This window comes from Streptomyces sp. HUAS YS2, from assembly GCF_033343995.1.
GTDB lineage: Bacteria > Actinomycetota > Actinomycetes > Streptomycetales > Streptomycetaceae > Streptomyces > Streptomyces solicathayae.
In genome coordinates this window covers 2,816,395-2,830,980 of sequence record NZ_CP137573.1, presented here as the reverse complement: position 1 = coordinate 2,830,980, position 14,586 = coordinate 2,816,395, and the positions used below count along the sequence as shown (strand labels likewise).

Sequence of the window (14,586 nt, the reverse complement as noted above, 5' to 3'; positions counted from 1 at the left end):
GGGTGGGACGACATAGTCGCAAGGGCCCCGCTCCCGCGGCCGTCAAACCGGGGGAGCCGGAGGCCGCGAGGCCCGGCAGCGGACGCCGCCGCCGGTCCGGTGGCGCGGCCACCGAGACCCCGCCGCACGGCACGCCCGGGTACGGGACGGAGCCCTACGGCACCCCCGCGCACGGCACCCCGGCCTACGGCGGCCAGGACTACGGAACCCCCGCCCACGGCACTCCGGGGTACGGCACCCCAGCCCCCGGCACCCCTTCCTACGGGACCCCTTCCTACGGCACTCCCGCGCACGGCACTCCGGCCTACGGCCGCCAGGACAACGGCCGCCCGGACTACGGAACCCCCGCCCACGGCACCCCTTCCTACGGCGCGCAGGGCTACGCGGCCCGGCCCGGCGGCCCCTACGGCGGCGCCCTCGGCGGCCCGGCCGGCCCCGGGCCCGACGTCCGCGGCGGACACCCCCAGCATCCCGAAGGCGCTCCGCCGCCGCCCCAGCGGTACGGCGACTGGCAGGGCGTGCCCCGCCACCGCGCCGGCGGCCCCGCCCAGACCGCCTCGCAGACCCCGTTCATACCGGCACCGCGGCGCGAGACCCTCCCGCAGGACCTGGAGGCCTTCGACGACCTCCGGGACACCGACGCCGAGCCGCGGACGCTGCCCGACGAGGAGCAGCCGCCCGCGAAGTCCGGCGGCAAGGGCCGCACGCTCACCGGTGTGGCGGCGGCCGCCGTCACCACCGTCCTCGCCGTCGTCGTCGCCGGCCAGGTCGCCGGCGGCACGGACACCCGGGACGCCTCCAACCGGTCCGCCGGAGAGGCCGGCGGGCGCGCCGTCGAGGACGCGCCCCGCTCCGACCGCTCCGACGACCGGGCGACCCCCTCGCAGGGCGCGCCGGTGAAGCCCGCCGTGCCGCTCACGTACGACCAGCTGATGGCGCGCCAGTTCCCGATCGACCCGAAGCTCAAGGCGTCCGGGGACTTCGAGGCCGTGCCCGGCTTCGACAAGGCCCCCGGCAAGGGGCGGAAGATCCGCTACCGGGTCGACGTCGAGAAGGGGCTCGGGCTCGACCCGGCGCTGTTCGCGAAGGCCGTGCAGAAGACCCTCAACGACGAGCGCAGCTGGGCCGGCAAGGGCGAGATGACCTTCGAGCGGATCTCCAGCGGGGACCCGGAGTTCGTCATCACCCTGGCCAGCCCCGGCACCACCGGCGTCTGGTGCGAGAAGTCGGGGCTCGACACCACCGTCGACAACGTCTCCTGCGACTCCGCCTCCACCCAGCGCGTGATGATCAACGCCTTCCGGTGGGCGCAGGGCTCGGAGACCTTCGGGCCGAAGGCCATGTACGCGTACCGCCAGATGCTGATCAACCACGAGGTCGGCCACCGGCTCGGCCACGGACACGTGAGCTGCAGGACGCCGGGCGCGCTCGCCCCCGTGATGCAGCAGCAGACCAAGTCCCTGGACATCGACGGCATCGAGTGCCGTCCCAACCCCTGGGTCCACCCCGGGAGTTGACCGTCTGCCCGTCCCCCGAGCGGGCACCCCGGCCTGACGGAGCGTAGTCGTTTCGCCCCGTACCGCGACAGAACGCGACCGGGTCGGGAAAGTTACGAGCATTCACCCCTTCCGGTGGCGCGACGGACAACCGTCCGTCGCGCCACCGGCACATCCGCTTACGTTCTTCCCGCTGCGAGTCGTCCGACCGACGGCGACCGCGCGCAAGGGAGATCGGGGGTGTGTTTTCGTGCGCATCGCACTGCTCACCGAGGGTGGCTATCCGTATGCCACGGGTGAGTCCAGGCTCTGGTGCGACCGGCTCGTGCGCGGGCTCGGCCGGCACGAGTTCGACCTCTACGCCCTCTCCCGCAGCGCCCGCCAGGAGGACGGCGGCTGGGTCGACCTCCCGCAGCAGGTGCGCCGGGTCAGCACCGCGCCGCTCTGGGGCCGCGAGGACGACGGGCGCCGGCACGGCCGCCGAGCCCGGCGGCTCTTCGCCCGGCACTTCGGCGCGCTGGCCGCCGGGCTCTGTACGGAGGGCGATGCCCCCTCCGCCGCGGACGACTTCGCCGAGGGGCTGTACGGCCTCGCCGAACTCGCCCGCGAGCACGGCGGCCTGGCGGCGGCGCTGCGCTCCGAACCCGCCGTCCGCATCCTGGAGTCCGCCTGCCGTGCCCCCGGCGCGCGGGGCGGCGCGCGCGACGCGGCCTTGCCCGACCACCTCGCGTTCGTAGGCCGACTGGAGAGCTCGCTGCGGCCGCTCTCGGTCGACTGGTACACCGAGGACACCCTCGGCGCGGTCGACCTCTGCCACGCGGCCGCCGGTGGAACGGCGGCGCTTCCCGGCCTGCTGGCCAAACGCTTCTTCGGCACGCCGCTGCTGGTCACCGAGTACGGCGTCCAGCTCCGCAGCCAGTACCTCGCCGCCTCCGGGACGGCCGTCGGCGCGCCGGTGCGCGCGCTGCTCGCCGCGTTCCACGGGCGGCTCGCCACCGAGATCTACCGGCAGGCGGCCCTCCTCACCCCCGGCAACGCGCACGCCCGCCGCTGGCAGGAGAAGTGCGGCGCCGACCGCGCCAAGCAGCGCACGGTCTACCCGGGCATGGCGGCCGGCCGGTTCACGGAGGTCGGCGAGGACGACGAGGGCGCCGACCCGGCCACCCTCGTCTGGGTCGGCCGGGTCGAACCCGCCAAGGACCTCATCGCGCTGCTGCACGCCTTCGCCGAGGTGCGCCGCGAGCAGCCGGACGCACGGCTGCGGATCGTCGCCGTGCCGGTACGCGAGCCCGGCGCGGACAGCTACCTCGCGCACTGCCGGGCGCTCGCCGCGCAGCTGTTCCCGGACGAGGCGGCCGACGAGTACGCGGTCGGCGACAACCCGGTCTCCTTCGAGGAACTCGGCGGGCCCGAGGCGCCGAGCCTCGCCGACGCGTACGGGGGCGGGGCGGTGGTCGTGCTCTCCAGCGTCGTAGAGGGCTTCCCGATCAGCCTCGTCGAGGCGATGCTCTGCGCGCGGGCCACCGTCTCCACGGACGTCGGCGCGGTCGTCGAGGTTATCGGCGGCACAGGGCTCGTCGTTCCGCCGCGCAACCCGCGGGCGCTCGCCGACGCCTGCCTCGCGCTGCTGCGCGACCCCGAACGCCGGCACCGGCTCGGCGCTGCCTCCCGCGCCCGCGCGCTCGAACTGTTCACCGTCGAGCAGAACCTCGCCGCGTTCCGCGGCATCTACCTGGAACTGCTCTCCCACTCCCCGGTCCGGCGCGGCACGGCGGAGGGCGTCCCCTTCGCCCACCCCGCCGAAGCGTCGCTCCCGGGCCACTGGACGACGCGTACCCCGGACCCGAAGGCCGCCCCGGCCGAGCCGCCGATGCAGACCGCGCCGACGGGCTCCGACCGGTGCACGACCACCACCGCCCCCGGCCGTACCCCGGCCGACGAGGCCGGGCCGCACACCGCGACCGGGCCGTCGGCGGCGTCCGAGCCGCCCGGCTCGGACCGGCGCCCGGCCACCAACACCCCCACCGAGGCGTCGCCCGCGGCCGAGGCGCCGCGCTCCGGGCGGCGCCCGGCCACCACGGCCCCTGGCCGTACCCCGGCCGACGAGGCCGGGCCGCACACCGCGACCGGGCCGTCGGCGGCGTCCGAGCCGCCCGGCTCGGACCGGAGCCCGGCCGCAGTCGCCCCCGGCCGGACTCCGGCCGAGGCGGCCGGGGAGGAACGGCCGGTGAGTGCCGATGCCTGAAGGAGGCACATCCATGCGCGGCTCCGCCGCAGCCACCAGTCCTGGACCCGCCGCGCCCCGGCGTGGGAACGGCGACCCCGTCAAGGCGCTGCTGCACCGGCATCGCGAGCTGGTCGAGGGGGCCGTCGACCCGCTGGAGATCGCCGCCGGTCTCGAGATCCACGGGGTCACCGACCGGACCGCCGCCCGGTTCCGGCACCGGGACGTGTTCTCGCTCGCCGAGGAGTTGTACGCCCGGGTGCCGCGCGGCGGCGAACCGCCCCGCCCCGCCGCCGCGCCCCCGGCCGAGCCGGTCGCGGCCTGGGCCGGGCTCGTCCTCGCGCCCGGCGCGGTCGCCCTGGTCGCGGCCGGCGGCCTCGCCCTGACCGAGGGCCCCGCCCGCCTCGGCGTCGGCGTGGCCGCCGTCCTCGCCCTGGCGGCCGCGGGCGTCGCCGCCGTCCGGCGCGGCCCGCTGCGCGCCGCCCCAGGCCGCCCCGCCCGCAGCACCGTCCTGTGGACCCTGTGGCTGCTCGGCTACGCGGTCGCCGGCGACGGCCTCCTCCAGGCCCTGGTCGGCGGCGGCCCCGACGCGCTCTGGCCCCTCGCCCCCGCCCCGCTCCTCGTCCTCGCGCTCTCCGTCGCCCCCGCCGCGTGGTGTGCCCGGCTGTTCTCCGGGCGGGCCCGCCGCCGGCTCGCCGCCAGCCGGGGTCTGGACGACTTCGCCACCGGCGTCCGGCCGCTGCTGCTCGCCGCCGTCGGGCTCCAGCTCCTCGCGCTGACCGCCCTGTCGGCCGCCGCGGGAGCGCCGTACGGCACGGTCGCCCTCGGCGTCCTGCTGCTGATCGCCCGGCTGCTCACCGTGCACGGCCGCCCCGAGGCGGCCGCCGCCGCACTCGGCGCGGCCTGCGCCGCCGAGGCGCTCGCCCTCGCGAGCGTGCTTGCCGGCCGGCTCCCCGGCCTCCACCCTCTCGCCGCCCCGGTCCGCGCCGTCGTGGACGCCTGGGGCCCCGCCGCGGTACCCGCCCTCGTCTGCGGCACGGCGGCGCTCGCGCTCCTCGCGCACGCCACCGTCGCCCTCTCCCGCGCCTCGGCCCACGCCGACGCCGCGCCCACCCCCTGACCCCCGCCCGGCGCACCCGCGGAGCCGACGCCGCGGGCGTGCCCCTCGCGACCCACGCATCCCAAGGAGACACCACAGATGACCCCCCAACCCCCAGCACCGGCCGGTCGGCACGAAGGGGCCGCACGATGAGGGTGCTGCTGCTCGGAGCCAATGGATTCCTCGGCCGCTTCGTCGCCGACCGACTGCTCGCCGACCCGGCGGTGCACCTCACCGCGCTGGGCCGCGGCGACGACGCCGACGTGCGGTTCGACCTGGCCGGGGGCAGCCCCGGCGCGCTCACCCGCTTCCTCGACGCCGTCCACCCGGGCGTCGTCGTCAACTGCGCCGGCGCCACCCGGGGCGGGGCCCGCGAGCTGACCCGGCACAACACGGTCGCCGTCGCCACCGTCTGCGAGGCCCTGCGCCGCAGCGGCTGCGGCGCCCGGCTCGTCCAGCTCGGCTGCGCCTCGGAGTACGGGCCCTCGCAGCCCGGCTCCTCCACCGCCGAGGACGCGGTGCCGCGCCCCGGCGGCCCGTACGGCGTGTCCAAGCTCGCCGCCACCGAGCTGGTCCTCGGCTCCGGCCTCGACGCCGTGGTGCTGCGGGTCTTCTCGCCGGTCGGCCCCGGCACCCCGGCCGGCTCCCCGCTCGGCCGGCTCGCCGAGGCGATGCGCCGGGCGATGCAGTCCGGCGACGGCGAGCTGAAGCTGGCCGGCCTCGGCGTCCAGCGCGACTTCGTCGACGTACGCGACGTGGCCCGGGCCGTCCACGCGGCCTCGCTCTCCGCCGCGCAGGGCGTCGTCAACATCGGCACCGGACGTGCCGTACGGCTCAGGGACGCCGCCGCCGTCCTGGCCAGGGTGGCCGGCTACGCCGGCAGCCTGCACGAGCTCGACGGCCCGCCCGGCCGCCCGGTCATCGGCGCCCCGCGCAGCGAGGCCGGCATCGACCACCAGCACCACGTCGCCGGCCCGCCCTACCCGTACCCGGATGGCTGCGGACCCTGGCAGCAGGCGGACGTCCGCACCGCCCGCGACCGGCTCGGCTGGCGCCCCCGGATCAACCTGGAGGAGTCGCTCGCCGACATCTGGATGGAGGCGGCATGCCGCATCTGACCACGCGCACCGGTGTCACCGGGGCGCTCAGCGAGATGGGCTTCGGCGTCCCCGGGTACGCGCACCCGCTGCTCGCCCCGGTCGAGTGGGCCGAGCTGACCCGGCCGGGCACGCCGCTGCACTGGGCGGTGCTCAACGTCGCCGGCGGGCCGGGGGACCGGCCCGACCCGCACTGCCTGGAGGCGGCCGGGCGGCTGAAGAACGCGGGGGTCCGCGTCCTTGGCCACCTCGACCTGCGGCACGGCTCGCGCGACTTCGGCGACATCGTCTCGGACGCCCACCGCTACCTCGACTGGTACAAGGTCGACGGCTACTACCTCGACCGCTGCCCCACCGACCGGATCGACCTGCCCGAGGTGCGGCGCACCACGGCCACACTGGAGGCGATCCTCGACGGCGAGGCGCATCTCGTCCTCGGCCACGGCAGCCACCCGTACCCGGGCTACGCCGAGACCGCGGACCAGCTGGTCACCTTCTGCGGCCCGTGGACGGACTACCGCTGGTCGCAGGTGGCGGAGTGGACCGCCGACTACCCGCCGGAGCGGTTCGTCCACCTCGTCCACGGGGTGCCGCGCAGCCATCTCGACGAGGCGATGCGGGTCGCACGCTGGCAGGGCGCCGGAACGATCTTCTTCACCGATCGCAGCGACCGGGCCGCGAACGGTGGCGGACATACCGACCCGTTCCAGGCACTGCCCGGCTACTGGGACGAAATCGTCTCGCGGATCGGACCGGGTGTCTCGGAATGAGAAGCAGCGTGGCAGTGTTACGGGGAGAACAACCGTATTGACTCACCGACCAGCTGTATTGATGAGGTCTCCGTGTCGCTGCCACCCCTGGTCGAGCCGGCTGCCGAGCTCACCGTTGACGAGGTCCGCAGGTACTCCCGCCACCTGATCATCCCCGACGTCGGGATGGACGGGCAGAAGAGGCTGAAGAACGCCAAGGTGCTCTGTGTGGGCGCCGGTGGCCTCGGTTCGCCGGCCCTGATGTACCTGGCCGCGGCCGGTGTCGGCACGCTTGGCATCGTGGAGTTCGACGAGGTCGACGAGTCGAACCTGCAGCGCCAGATCATCCACAGCCAGGCCGACATCGGCCGCTCCAAGGCCGAGTCCGCCAAGGACTCGGTCCTCGGCATCAACCCGTACGTGAACGTGATCCTGCACGAAGAGCGGCTCGAGGCCGACAACGTGATGGACATCTTCAGCCAGTACGACCTGATCGTCGACGGCACGGACAACTTCGCCACGCGCTACCTCGTCAACGACGCCTGCGTGCTGCTGAACAAGCCGTACGTCTGGGGCTCGATCTACCGCTTCGACGGCCAGGCCTCCGTGTTCTGGTCCGAGTACGGCCCCTGCTACCGCTGCCTCTACCCGGAGCCCCCGCCGCCGGGCATGGTCCCCTCCTGCGCCGAGGGCGGCGTACTGGGCGTGCTCTGCGCGTCCATCGGCTCCATCCAGGTCACCGAGGCGATCAAGGTCCTGGCCGGCGTGGGCGACCCGCTGGTCGGCCGGCTGATGATCTACGACGCCCTGGAGATGCAGTACCGCCAGGTGAAGGTCCGCAAGGACCCGAACTGCGCGGTCTGCGGCGAGAACCCGACCGTCACCGAGCTCATCGACTACGAGGCCTTCTGCGGCGTCGTGTCCGAGGAGGCCCAGGAGGCGGCGCTCGGCTCGACGATCACTCCGAAGCAGCTCAAGGAGTGGATCGACGACGGCGAGAACATCGACATCATCGACGTCCGTGAGATCAACGAGTACGAGATCGTCTCGATCCCCGGCGCGCGGCTGATCCCGAAGAACGAGTTCCTGATGGGCAACGCCCTCCAGGACCTCCCGCAGGACAAGCGGATCGTCCTGCACTGCAAGACGGGTGTCCGCAGTGCGGAAGTCCTCGCGGTGCTGAAGTCCGCGGGCTTCGCGGACGCGGTGCACGTCGGCGGCGGAGTGATCGGCTGGGTCCACCAGATCGAGCCCGAGAAGCCGGTCTACTAGACCTCACGCCTCACGGCACGAAGCACGCGGAAGGCCCCGGACCTGGATTCAGGTCCGGGGCCTTCCGGCATGTCCGGCGGATGCTCAGGAGCAGGTCTTGCCGTACGACGGGATCTTGCCGTCCAGGAAGTACGCGTCGACCGTCTTCGTCACGCAGGCCCCCGTGCCGTACGCGCCGTGCCCCTCGCCCTTGTTGGTGACCAGGACGCCGACACCGTCCCCGAGCGCCTTCGCCATCCTCGGGGCGCCCTCGTACGGCGTCGCCGGGTCGCCGGTCGTGCCGACGACCAGGATCGGGCCGGCGCCCCGGGCGCTCACGTCCGACTTCGAACGCTCGCCCTTCACCGGCCAGTTCGCGCACCAGCCGGCCGTGTCCCAGGCCAGGAACGCGCCGAAGACCGGCGACAGCTTCCGGAACTCCGGCAGCAGCGCCCGGGCCTGGGCGGCCGTCGGCCGCTCGGCGGAGTCGGCGCAGGAGATCGCCCGCTGCGCATGGCTCTGGGTGCTGTAGTGCCCGTTCCGGTCACGGTCGTTGTAGTAGTCGGCGAGCTGCAGGAGTTCGGAGCCGTCGCCGCTCTCCGCCTTCTGCAGCGCGGAGGTCAGCATGGGCCAGCTGCTCTCGGAGTACAGCGGCATCACGATGCCGGTGAGAGCCAGGCTGTCGGTCAGCTTCCGGCCTCCGACCGGCAGCGGGTCGCGGTCGAGTCGATCGAGGAGCGCGCTGATCCTGGCCGTGCCGGCCTTGGGGTTCTCGCCCTTGTTCTTCAGGTAGTTGTCCAACGCCCGCTGGAAGCCGATGGTCTGGTTGCGGGCGTGTCCGGTGGAGTCGGCGGTCGGGTCGACGACCGCGTCGAGGACCGTCCGGCCCACGTTCGCCGGGAACAGGTGCGCGTAGGCGGCGCCGAGCTGGGTGCCGTACGAGATGCCGAAGTAGTTCAGCTTCGCGTCGTCGAGCACATGGCGGACGAGATCCAGGTCGCGGGCGGTGTTGCTGGTGGTGGTGTGCGGGACCAGCTTCCCGGAGCGGCGGGCGCAGCCCGCTCCGAACGCGGTGCCGTCCTTCACGAACGCGGCCTCCTCGGCCGCCGTGTCCGGGGTGAGGTCCGTGCCCGCCTCGGACGCGGCCTGCTCCTTGTCGTCCCGGCAGACCACGGCGCTGCTGCGGCCGACGCCCCGGGGGTCGAAGCCCACCAGGTCGTACCGTTCGTTCAGCCCGGCGTACTCGGTGGCGGCGCGCGGCAGGATCTCGACGCCGGACGCGCCCGGGCCGCCGAAGTTGAACAGCAGCGAGCCGATCCGGCGGTCCTTGTCCCGGGCCTCCTTGCGGATCAGCGCGACGGTGATCGTCTCGCCGGCCGGCTTCTTGTAGTCCAGCGGCACTTTCACGTCCGCGCAGCGCCAGCCCGCGCCGGGCTTCTCGCCGCCCTCGGGGGCCGGGCAGCCGCGCCAGCGCGGGCGCTGGCCGGTGAGCGCGGCGGGCAGCGGGGTTCCGGTCGGGGCGGCGGAGGGGTTCTTGGCCCCACCGGTCGGCGACGCGTCCGTGCCGGGGGCGTCACCGCCACTCGTGCAGCCCGCCAGGAGCAGTCCGGCGACTCCGAGCACCGCGGTCCGTATGCGTATGGACATGTGCATGTGTGAATGACCCCCCGCGCGGACGACTAGCGGCAGACGGTACCAGCGGCCGGTACACGGCCGTTCAGCAGGTACGCGTCGGCCGCGGCCTTCACGCAGGCGCTGCCGCCCGTGTACGAGCCGTGGCCCTCGCCCACGTACGTCATCTCCACGCCGACGCCCTTGCCCAGCGCCTCGGCCATGGCGTGCGCGCCCGCGTACGGGGTCGCCGGGTCGCCGGTGGTGCCGATGACGAGGATCGGGGCGGAGCCGGGGGCGCTCACGTCCGGGTGCTCCCAGGTGCCGCCGACCGGCCACTGCGTGCAGGTCGTCAGCGCCCAGCCCATGAAGTCGCCGAACACGGCCGACGCCTCGCGGAACTCCGGCAGCTTCGCCTTCGCCTGGTCGACGCTGTAGCGCTCCTTGTAGTCCACGCAGTTGATCGCCGCGTTGGCCGCCTGGATGTTGCTGTACTGGCCCTCCTGGTTGCGGCCGTTCATGGAGTCGGACAGGGCCAGGAGCAGACCGCCGTTGCCGGCTGCGGCCTCGTCGAGGCCCTGCTCCAGGTACTGCCAGAGCTCCTTGGAGTACAGCGCCTGCGCGATGCCGTTGGTCGCCTGGGTCTGGGTGAGCTTCCGGTCGCCGCTGCCCTCGATCGGCTTCTCGTCGAGTTCGGCGAGCAACTCGGTGATGAACGACTCGATCTCGGCGACGGAGGAGCCGGGCAGCTTGCACGCGTCGCCACGGGCCAGGCAGTCCTTCGCGAAGTTGTCCAGCGCGAGCTGGAAGCCGCGGGCCTGGCCGAGGGCGCCATCCTCGGTGCCGGCGTTCGGGTCGACGACGGCGTCGAGCAGGGCGCGGCCCACGTTCTTCGGGAACAGGTGGGCGTAGACGCCGCCGAGTTCGGTGCCGTACGAGATCCCGAAGTAGTGCAGCTTGTCGTCGCCGAGCACCTGGCGCATCAGGTCCAGGTCGCGGGCGGCGTTCTCGGTCCCGACGTGCGGGAGTTCGTCGCCGGAGTTGTCCTCGCAGGCGTCCGCGTACTTCTTCTGGCTCTCGGCGAGCGTCTTCTCCTCCGCGGCGTCGTCGGGGGACCCGTCCACGGCGTAGTACGCGTCGAGCTCCCGGTCGCCCAGGCACTCCACGGCCGCGCTGCGGCCGACGCCGCGCGGGTCGAAGGAGACCAGGTCGTAGCGGGAGCGCAGGGACTCGAAGTCGGCGCCGAAGGACGGCAGTCCGGTGATGCCGGAGCCGCCCGGGCCGCCGAAGTTGAAGATCAGGGAGCCGATGCGGTCCGAGGTGTTCCTGGCCTTGGCGCGGATCAGGGCGAGTTCGATCGTCTCGCCGCCGGGATCGGCGTAGTCCCGCGGTGCGTCCATGAAGGAGCACTCCCACTGCGTTCCGCCGGGCAGCGGCGACGGCGCGGGCCCGCCACCCTCGGCGGCGGACGGCGGCGGACAGACCGACCACTCCAGATCCTGCGACGCGAGCGCGGCCAGGCCGGAGGCCGAGGGAGACCCCTCCGCCGCGGGCTTGTCCCCGTCGTCCGAGCACCCGGCGGCGAGCAGCGCGACGACGGCGATGGCGGCGACGAGGGCGGCGCGGCGGGGTGCGTTCGGCATGCGTCCATCGTGGTCCGGGCCGTCGCGCCCCGCGCGCGCCATGGGCCATGCGGGTGGCGGGGCGCCGCGTGGTGCGCCCCGCCGCGCACGCCCGAAGTACGCCCTACAGCGCGCCCTTCTTCGTCAGCCAGTTGAAGCACAGCCAGCCCGGCAGCACCGGCAGCCACAGCGTCAGGAGCCGGTACAGCAGTACCGCGGGCGTGGCCACCTCCAGCGGCAGGTTGCCCACCGTCACCAGGCCGAGCGTCAGCGCGCCCTCGACCGCGCCGACGCCGCCCGGGGTCGGGGCCGCCGAGCCGATCGCGTTGCCGGCGAGGAAGACGACCGCCACGGTCGCGAAACTCAGGGTCTCCGCCTGGCCCTGTCCGAAGGCACGGATCGACGCGTCCAGACAGAGCACGAAGACGCCCGTCAGGAGCAGCATTCCGCCGATGCCGGTGGCCAGCTTCAGCGGCCGCTGAAGCACGTCCAGCATGCGCGGCACCACGCCCGCGAACAGCGACCGCAGCCGCGTCGAGACGAACTTCCGCATGAACGGGATCGCCGTCACGACCAGGACCAGCACCGCCACCGTCAGCAGGCCGGCGATCACCGTCCGGGACGGGGTGAAGGACTGCGACTTCTCCGTCCCCGTCAGATAGCCGAAGGCGAGCAGCAGCAGGATGTGCGCGCCGAGCCCGAACAACTGTGACGCGCCGACGCTCGCCACCGCGAGCCCCGGCCGCACGCCGGAGCGCTGCAGGAACCGGGTGTTCAGCGCCACGCCGCCGACCGCCGCCGGGGCGACGATCTTCACGAACGACCCGGCGAGCTGCGCCACCACCGTCCGCCCGAACGGCACTCGCTCGGGCACGAAGCCCAGCAGGCTCATCGCCGCCGCCACGTAGCTCAGCGCCGAGAACAGCACCGCCGCCGCCACCCAGCCCCAGTTCGCCTCGGCGATCGCCGACAGCGGCGTCCGGGCGATCTGCGAGAGCAGGAAGTACGCGGCGACCGCGCCCGCGATCAGGCTGATCAGCGTCCGCGGCTTGATCCGCTCCAGACGCACCGGCTCGACCGGCGCCTGCGGCCGGATCAGCAGCACCTGCCGGCGGATCTGCGCCAGCAGGTCCTCCTCGCGGGCCTCGTCGAGCGCCGAGTCGAGTGCGCGCTTCTCGGCCCGCTTGTCGGCCTGCTTCTCCGCCCGTACGGCCTTCCGGTCCGCCTTCGCGTCCGCACCCGCGACCTGGCCGGCCGCCGCCCCGCTCTCGGCGCGCGCCCGCTTCGCCGCCTCGGAGGCCTCCAGGACCGCCTCCCGCTCCCGCTTAGAACGCTCGCGCGCCAGCCGGCGCAGCTCCGCACGGGTCGAGCGGCTCAGCGCGATCGGCTGGAGCAGCGGCAGGCAGTCGGCGATCGCGTCCGGGCCCAGCACCTCCACTGCGGCGGCGACGGCGCGCTGCGCGCCGATCCGCAGACCGAGGGTGGTGAGCAGCTGCGCGATGTCCATCCGCAGCACCAGATCGCCGGCGGCGATCTCGCCGCCGCGCAGATCCGTCAGGATCACCTTGCCGGAACGATCCACCAGGATCGCGTCCCCCACGAGCCTCCGGTGCGCGATCCGGCGCGACTGGAGCGCCTCCACCTGGCGCCACGCGCTGCGCACCAGCTCGTCGGTGACCTCCTTGTCCTCCAGGGAGTCCAGGGTCCGGCCGCCCAGGTGCTCGTACACGAGCATCACGGCGTCCGGGCCCAGCTCGGAGGTGGCGATCAGCTTCGGCGCGTTCGCCCCGGCGGCGATCGCCGCGTACGCGAGCAGCGCCTCCTGCTCCAGGGCCTGGCGCAGCGAGACGATCGAGCGGCGGGTGGTGATGGCGCGCAGCGTCAGTCGCCGCCACACCCGGTAGAAGAAGCCGTGCGCCTGCTGTTCGCGGTCGACGACGGTGACGTCGAGCGGCGGCCCGTCCTCCAGCGTCACGATGTAGCGGCGGCCCCGGTCGCCCTGCTCGACGGTGTCGGGCAGGCCCTCCGCGCGCAGCGCGGTGACCGGCCGGAAGCCGACCCGGCGCAGGCCCGCGAGCAGCGTCTGGCCGGTGGGACGGACGTTGGGGGAGCCGACGGCGTAGAGCGTGCCGTACGCGACGGTCCAGCCGATCAGCACGGTGAGGATGATCGAGAACGCGGTCGTGTAGCCGGCCACCAGCATGGTGAACGCGTCGAGCAGCAGGACGAACCAGAGCACCACCCGCCACCGGGGTCTGCGGGCCATGCCGACGGCGGTCATGTACGCGATGACCGGCGCGAGGTAGCCGTGCACCGGATCGGTCAGCCCGCCACCGGCCGCCGGCTGGGTCAGCGCGTCCTGGATGGTGCCGGGCGCGGCCCGCGCCACCCACAGGTCGGTGGCGAGGGTCATACCGTGCGCGAGGACGGCGGCGAGCACGCCGTCGGCGATGCGCAGCCCGTCCCGTTTGATCAGCCGCTCGATGGCGAACGCGACCGGGACGAGCAGGACGGCGATGGACGAGACCAGGCCGGCGATCTTGACGAAGACGTCGGGGGCGCCGGTCGTCCCCTTGTTGATGTCCTGCTCCAGGCCGGAGGTGGTGCCGTGGGCGAACGCGGCGATGGCCAGGACGAGGGCGATCGCGAGCACGCCGACGAGCAGCCGGAGCAGGTCGGAGGGGCGGTGCACCCGGGCGGCGAGCAGCGGCTCGTCCCCGGAGACGCGCTCGCTGGGCTCCGCGGGCGTGCGGGAGTCACCGGGCGTGCGGGAGTCACCGGACGTGCGGGAGCCACCGGGCGTGCCGGACTCACCGGGCTCGTCGGGCTCGCCGACGCCCCCGGGGCCTGCGGGTACGCCCGGGCCGGCCTCATCGGGAGGCTGCGCGTCGTGCCCCTTCACCATGTCCGTGATCTCTTCTTGCTGTCGTCGCTGTGCTTGCTCGTGGAGCTCTTGATCTCGTATCACCAGTCACCGCCCGGACGATGGTGGCACGGGAAGCCGCCACAGGGAGGCATCAGGGGGTTGTCGGTGCGGTGAGGCAGGATGTGCCGGATGAGCGTCGAGGAGCTTCCCGAGTACCTTCCCGAGTATGCGGAACGGGTCCTGGAGGTCGCCGAGCTGATCCCGCCCGGCCGGGTCATGACCTACGGGGACGTCGCCGAGTGGCTCGGCGAGGGCGGCCCGCGGCAAGTGGGCCGTGTGATGGCACTGTACGGCGGCGCGGTGCCCTGGTGGCGAGTGGTGCGCGCGGACGGCACGCTGCTGCCCGGGCACGAGCAGCGTGCGCTCGGTCACTACCGGGAGGAGAGCACCCCGCTGAAGGAGGCCGCCCGCAGCGCGGAGGGCCACCTGCCGAAGATCGACATGCGGCGGGCGCGGTGGGACGGGACGGCCGCTCGCGGATGACGGCGCGGGGCGGTGTGCGGATGACCGC

General features: G+C 74.0%; 10 protein-coding genes. 7 read left to right on the top strand and 3 right to left on the bottom strand.

What is annotated here, in order from left to right:
• Positions 1-2: 2 nt before the first annotated feature.
• From R2D22_RS12680 to moeZ, 6 genes are all read left to right on the top strand, one after another.
• Positions 3-1,517: a DUF3152 domain-containing protein gene (locus R2D22_RS12680; RefSeq protein ID WP_318103211.1), complete on the top strand. Its 1,515-nt coding sequence runs from the start codon at positions 3-5 to the stop codon at positions 1,515-1,517.
• 229 nt (positions 1,518-1,746) lie between these two features.
• Positions 1,747-3,741, top strand: a complete 1,995-nt coding sequence (locus R2D22_RS12675; protein ID WP_318103210.1) for a DUF3492 domain-containing protein — start codon at positions 1,747-1,749, stop codon at positions 3,739-3,741.
• 13 nt (positions 3,742-3,754) lie between these two features.
• Positions 3,755-4,840 (top strand): hypothetical protein, encoded by a 1,086-nt coding sequence (locus tag R2D22_RS12670; protein ID WP_318103209.1) that lies wholly within the window; start codon positions 3,755-3,757, stop codon positions 4,838-4,840.
• A 128-nt stretch (positions 4,841-4,968) separates the two neighbouring features.
• Positions 4,969-5,937, top strand: coding sequence for an NAD-dependent epimerase/dehydratase family protein (locus tag R2D22_RS12665; protein WP_318103208.1), 969 nt, complete (start codon positions 4,969-4,971; stop codon positions 5,935-5,937).
• A complete protein-coding gene (locus R2D22_RS12660) occupies positions 5,925-6,686 on the top strand; it encodes a spherulation-specific family 4 protein (protein ID WP_318103207.1) in 762 nt (253 codons plus the stop codon). Before R2D22_RS12665 ends, R2D22_RS12660 begins: the two co-directional genes overlap by 13 nt.
• Before the next feature lie 72 nt (positions 6,687-6,758).
• Entirely contained in the window at positions 6,759-7,937 is a 1,179-nt protein-coding gene (gene moeZ, locus R2D22_RS12655; RefSeq protein WP_318103206.1) for an adenylyltransferase/sulfurtransferase MoeZ, read from the top strand.
• 84 nt (positions 7,938-8,021) lie between these two features.
• On the opposite strand, the gene R2D22_RS12650 is transcribed toward moeZ, so the two are convergent.
• The 3 genes from R2D22_RS12650 to R2D22_RS12640 all read right to left on the bottom strand — a co-directional run bounded on the left by R2D22_RS12650 (position 8,022) and on the right by R2D22_RS12640 (position 14,054).
• On the bottom strand, positions 8,022-9,563 hold the full coding sequence (locus R2D22_RS12650) for an alpha/beta hydrolase (protein WP_318103205.1): 1,542 nt from the start codon (positions 9,561-9,563) through the stop codon (positions 8,022-8,024).
• Between the two features lie 32 nt (positions 9,564-9,595).
• Positions 9,596-11,170, bottom strand: coding sequence for an alpha/beta hydrolase (locus R2D22_RS12645; RefSeq protein ID WP_318103204.1), 1,575 nt, complete (start codon positions 11,168-11,170; stop codon positions 9,596-9,598).
• A gap of 103 nt (positions 11,171-11,273) precedes the next feature.
• Positions 11,274-14,054 (bottom strand): lysylphosphatidylglycerol synthase domain-containing protein, encoded by a 2,781-nt coding sequence (locus tag R2D22_RS12640; protein ID WP_318103202.1) that lies wholly within the window; start codon positions 14,052-14,054, stop codon positions 11,274-11,276.
• A gap of 141 nt (positions 14,055-14,195) precedes the next feature.
• Here R2D22_RS12640 and R2D22_RS12635 point away from each other — a divergent pair, with 141 nt between their 5' ends.
• Positions 14,196-14,558: an MGMT family protein gene (locus R2D22_RS12635; RefSeq protein WP_318103201.1), complete on the top strand. Its 363-nt coding sequence runs from the start codon at positions 14,196-14,198 to the stop codon at positions 14,556-14,558.
• Positions 14,559-14,586: the final 28 nt, after the last annotated feature.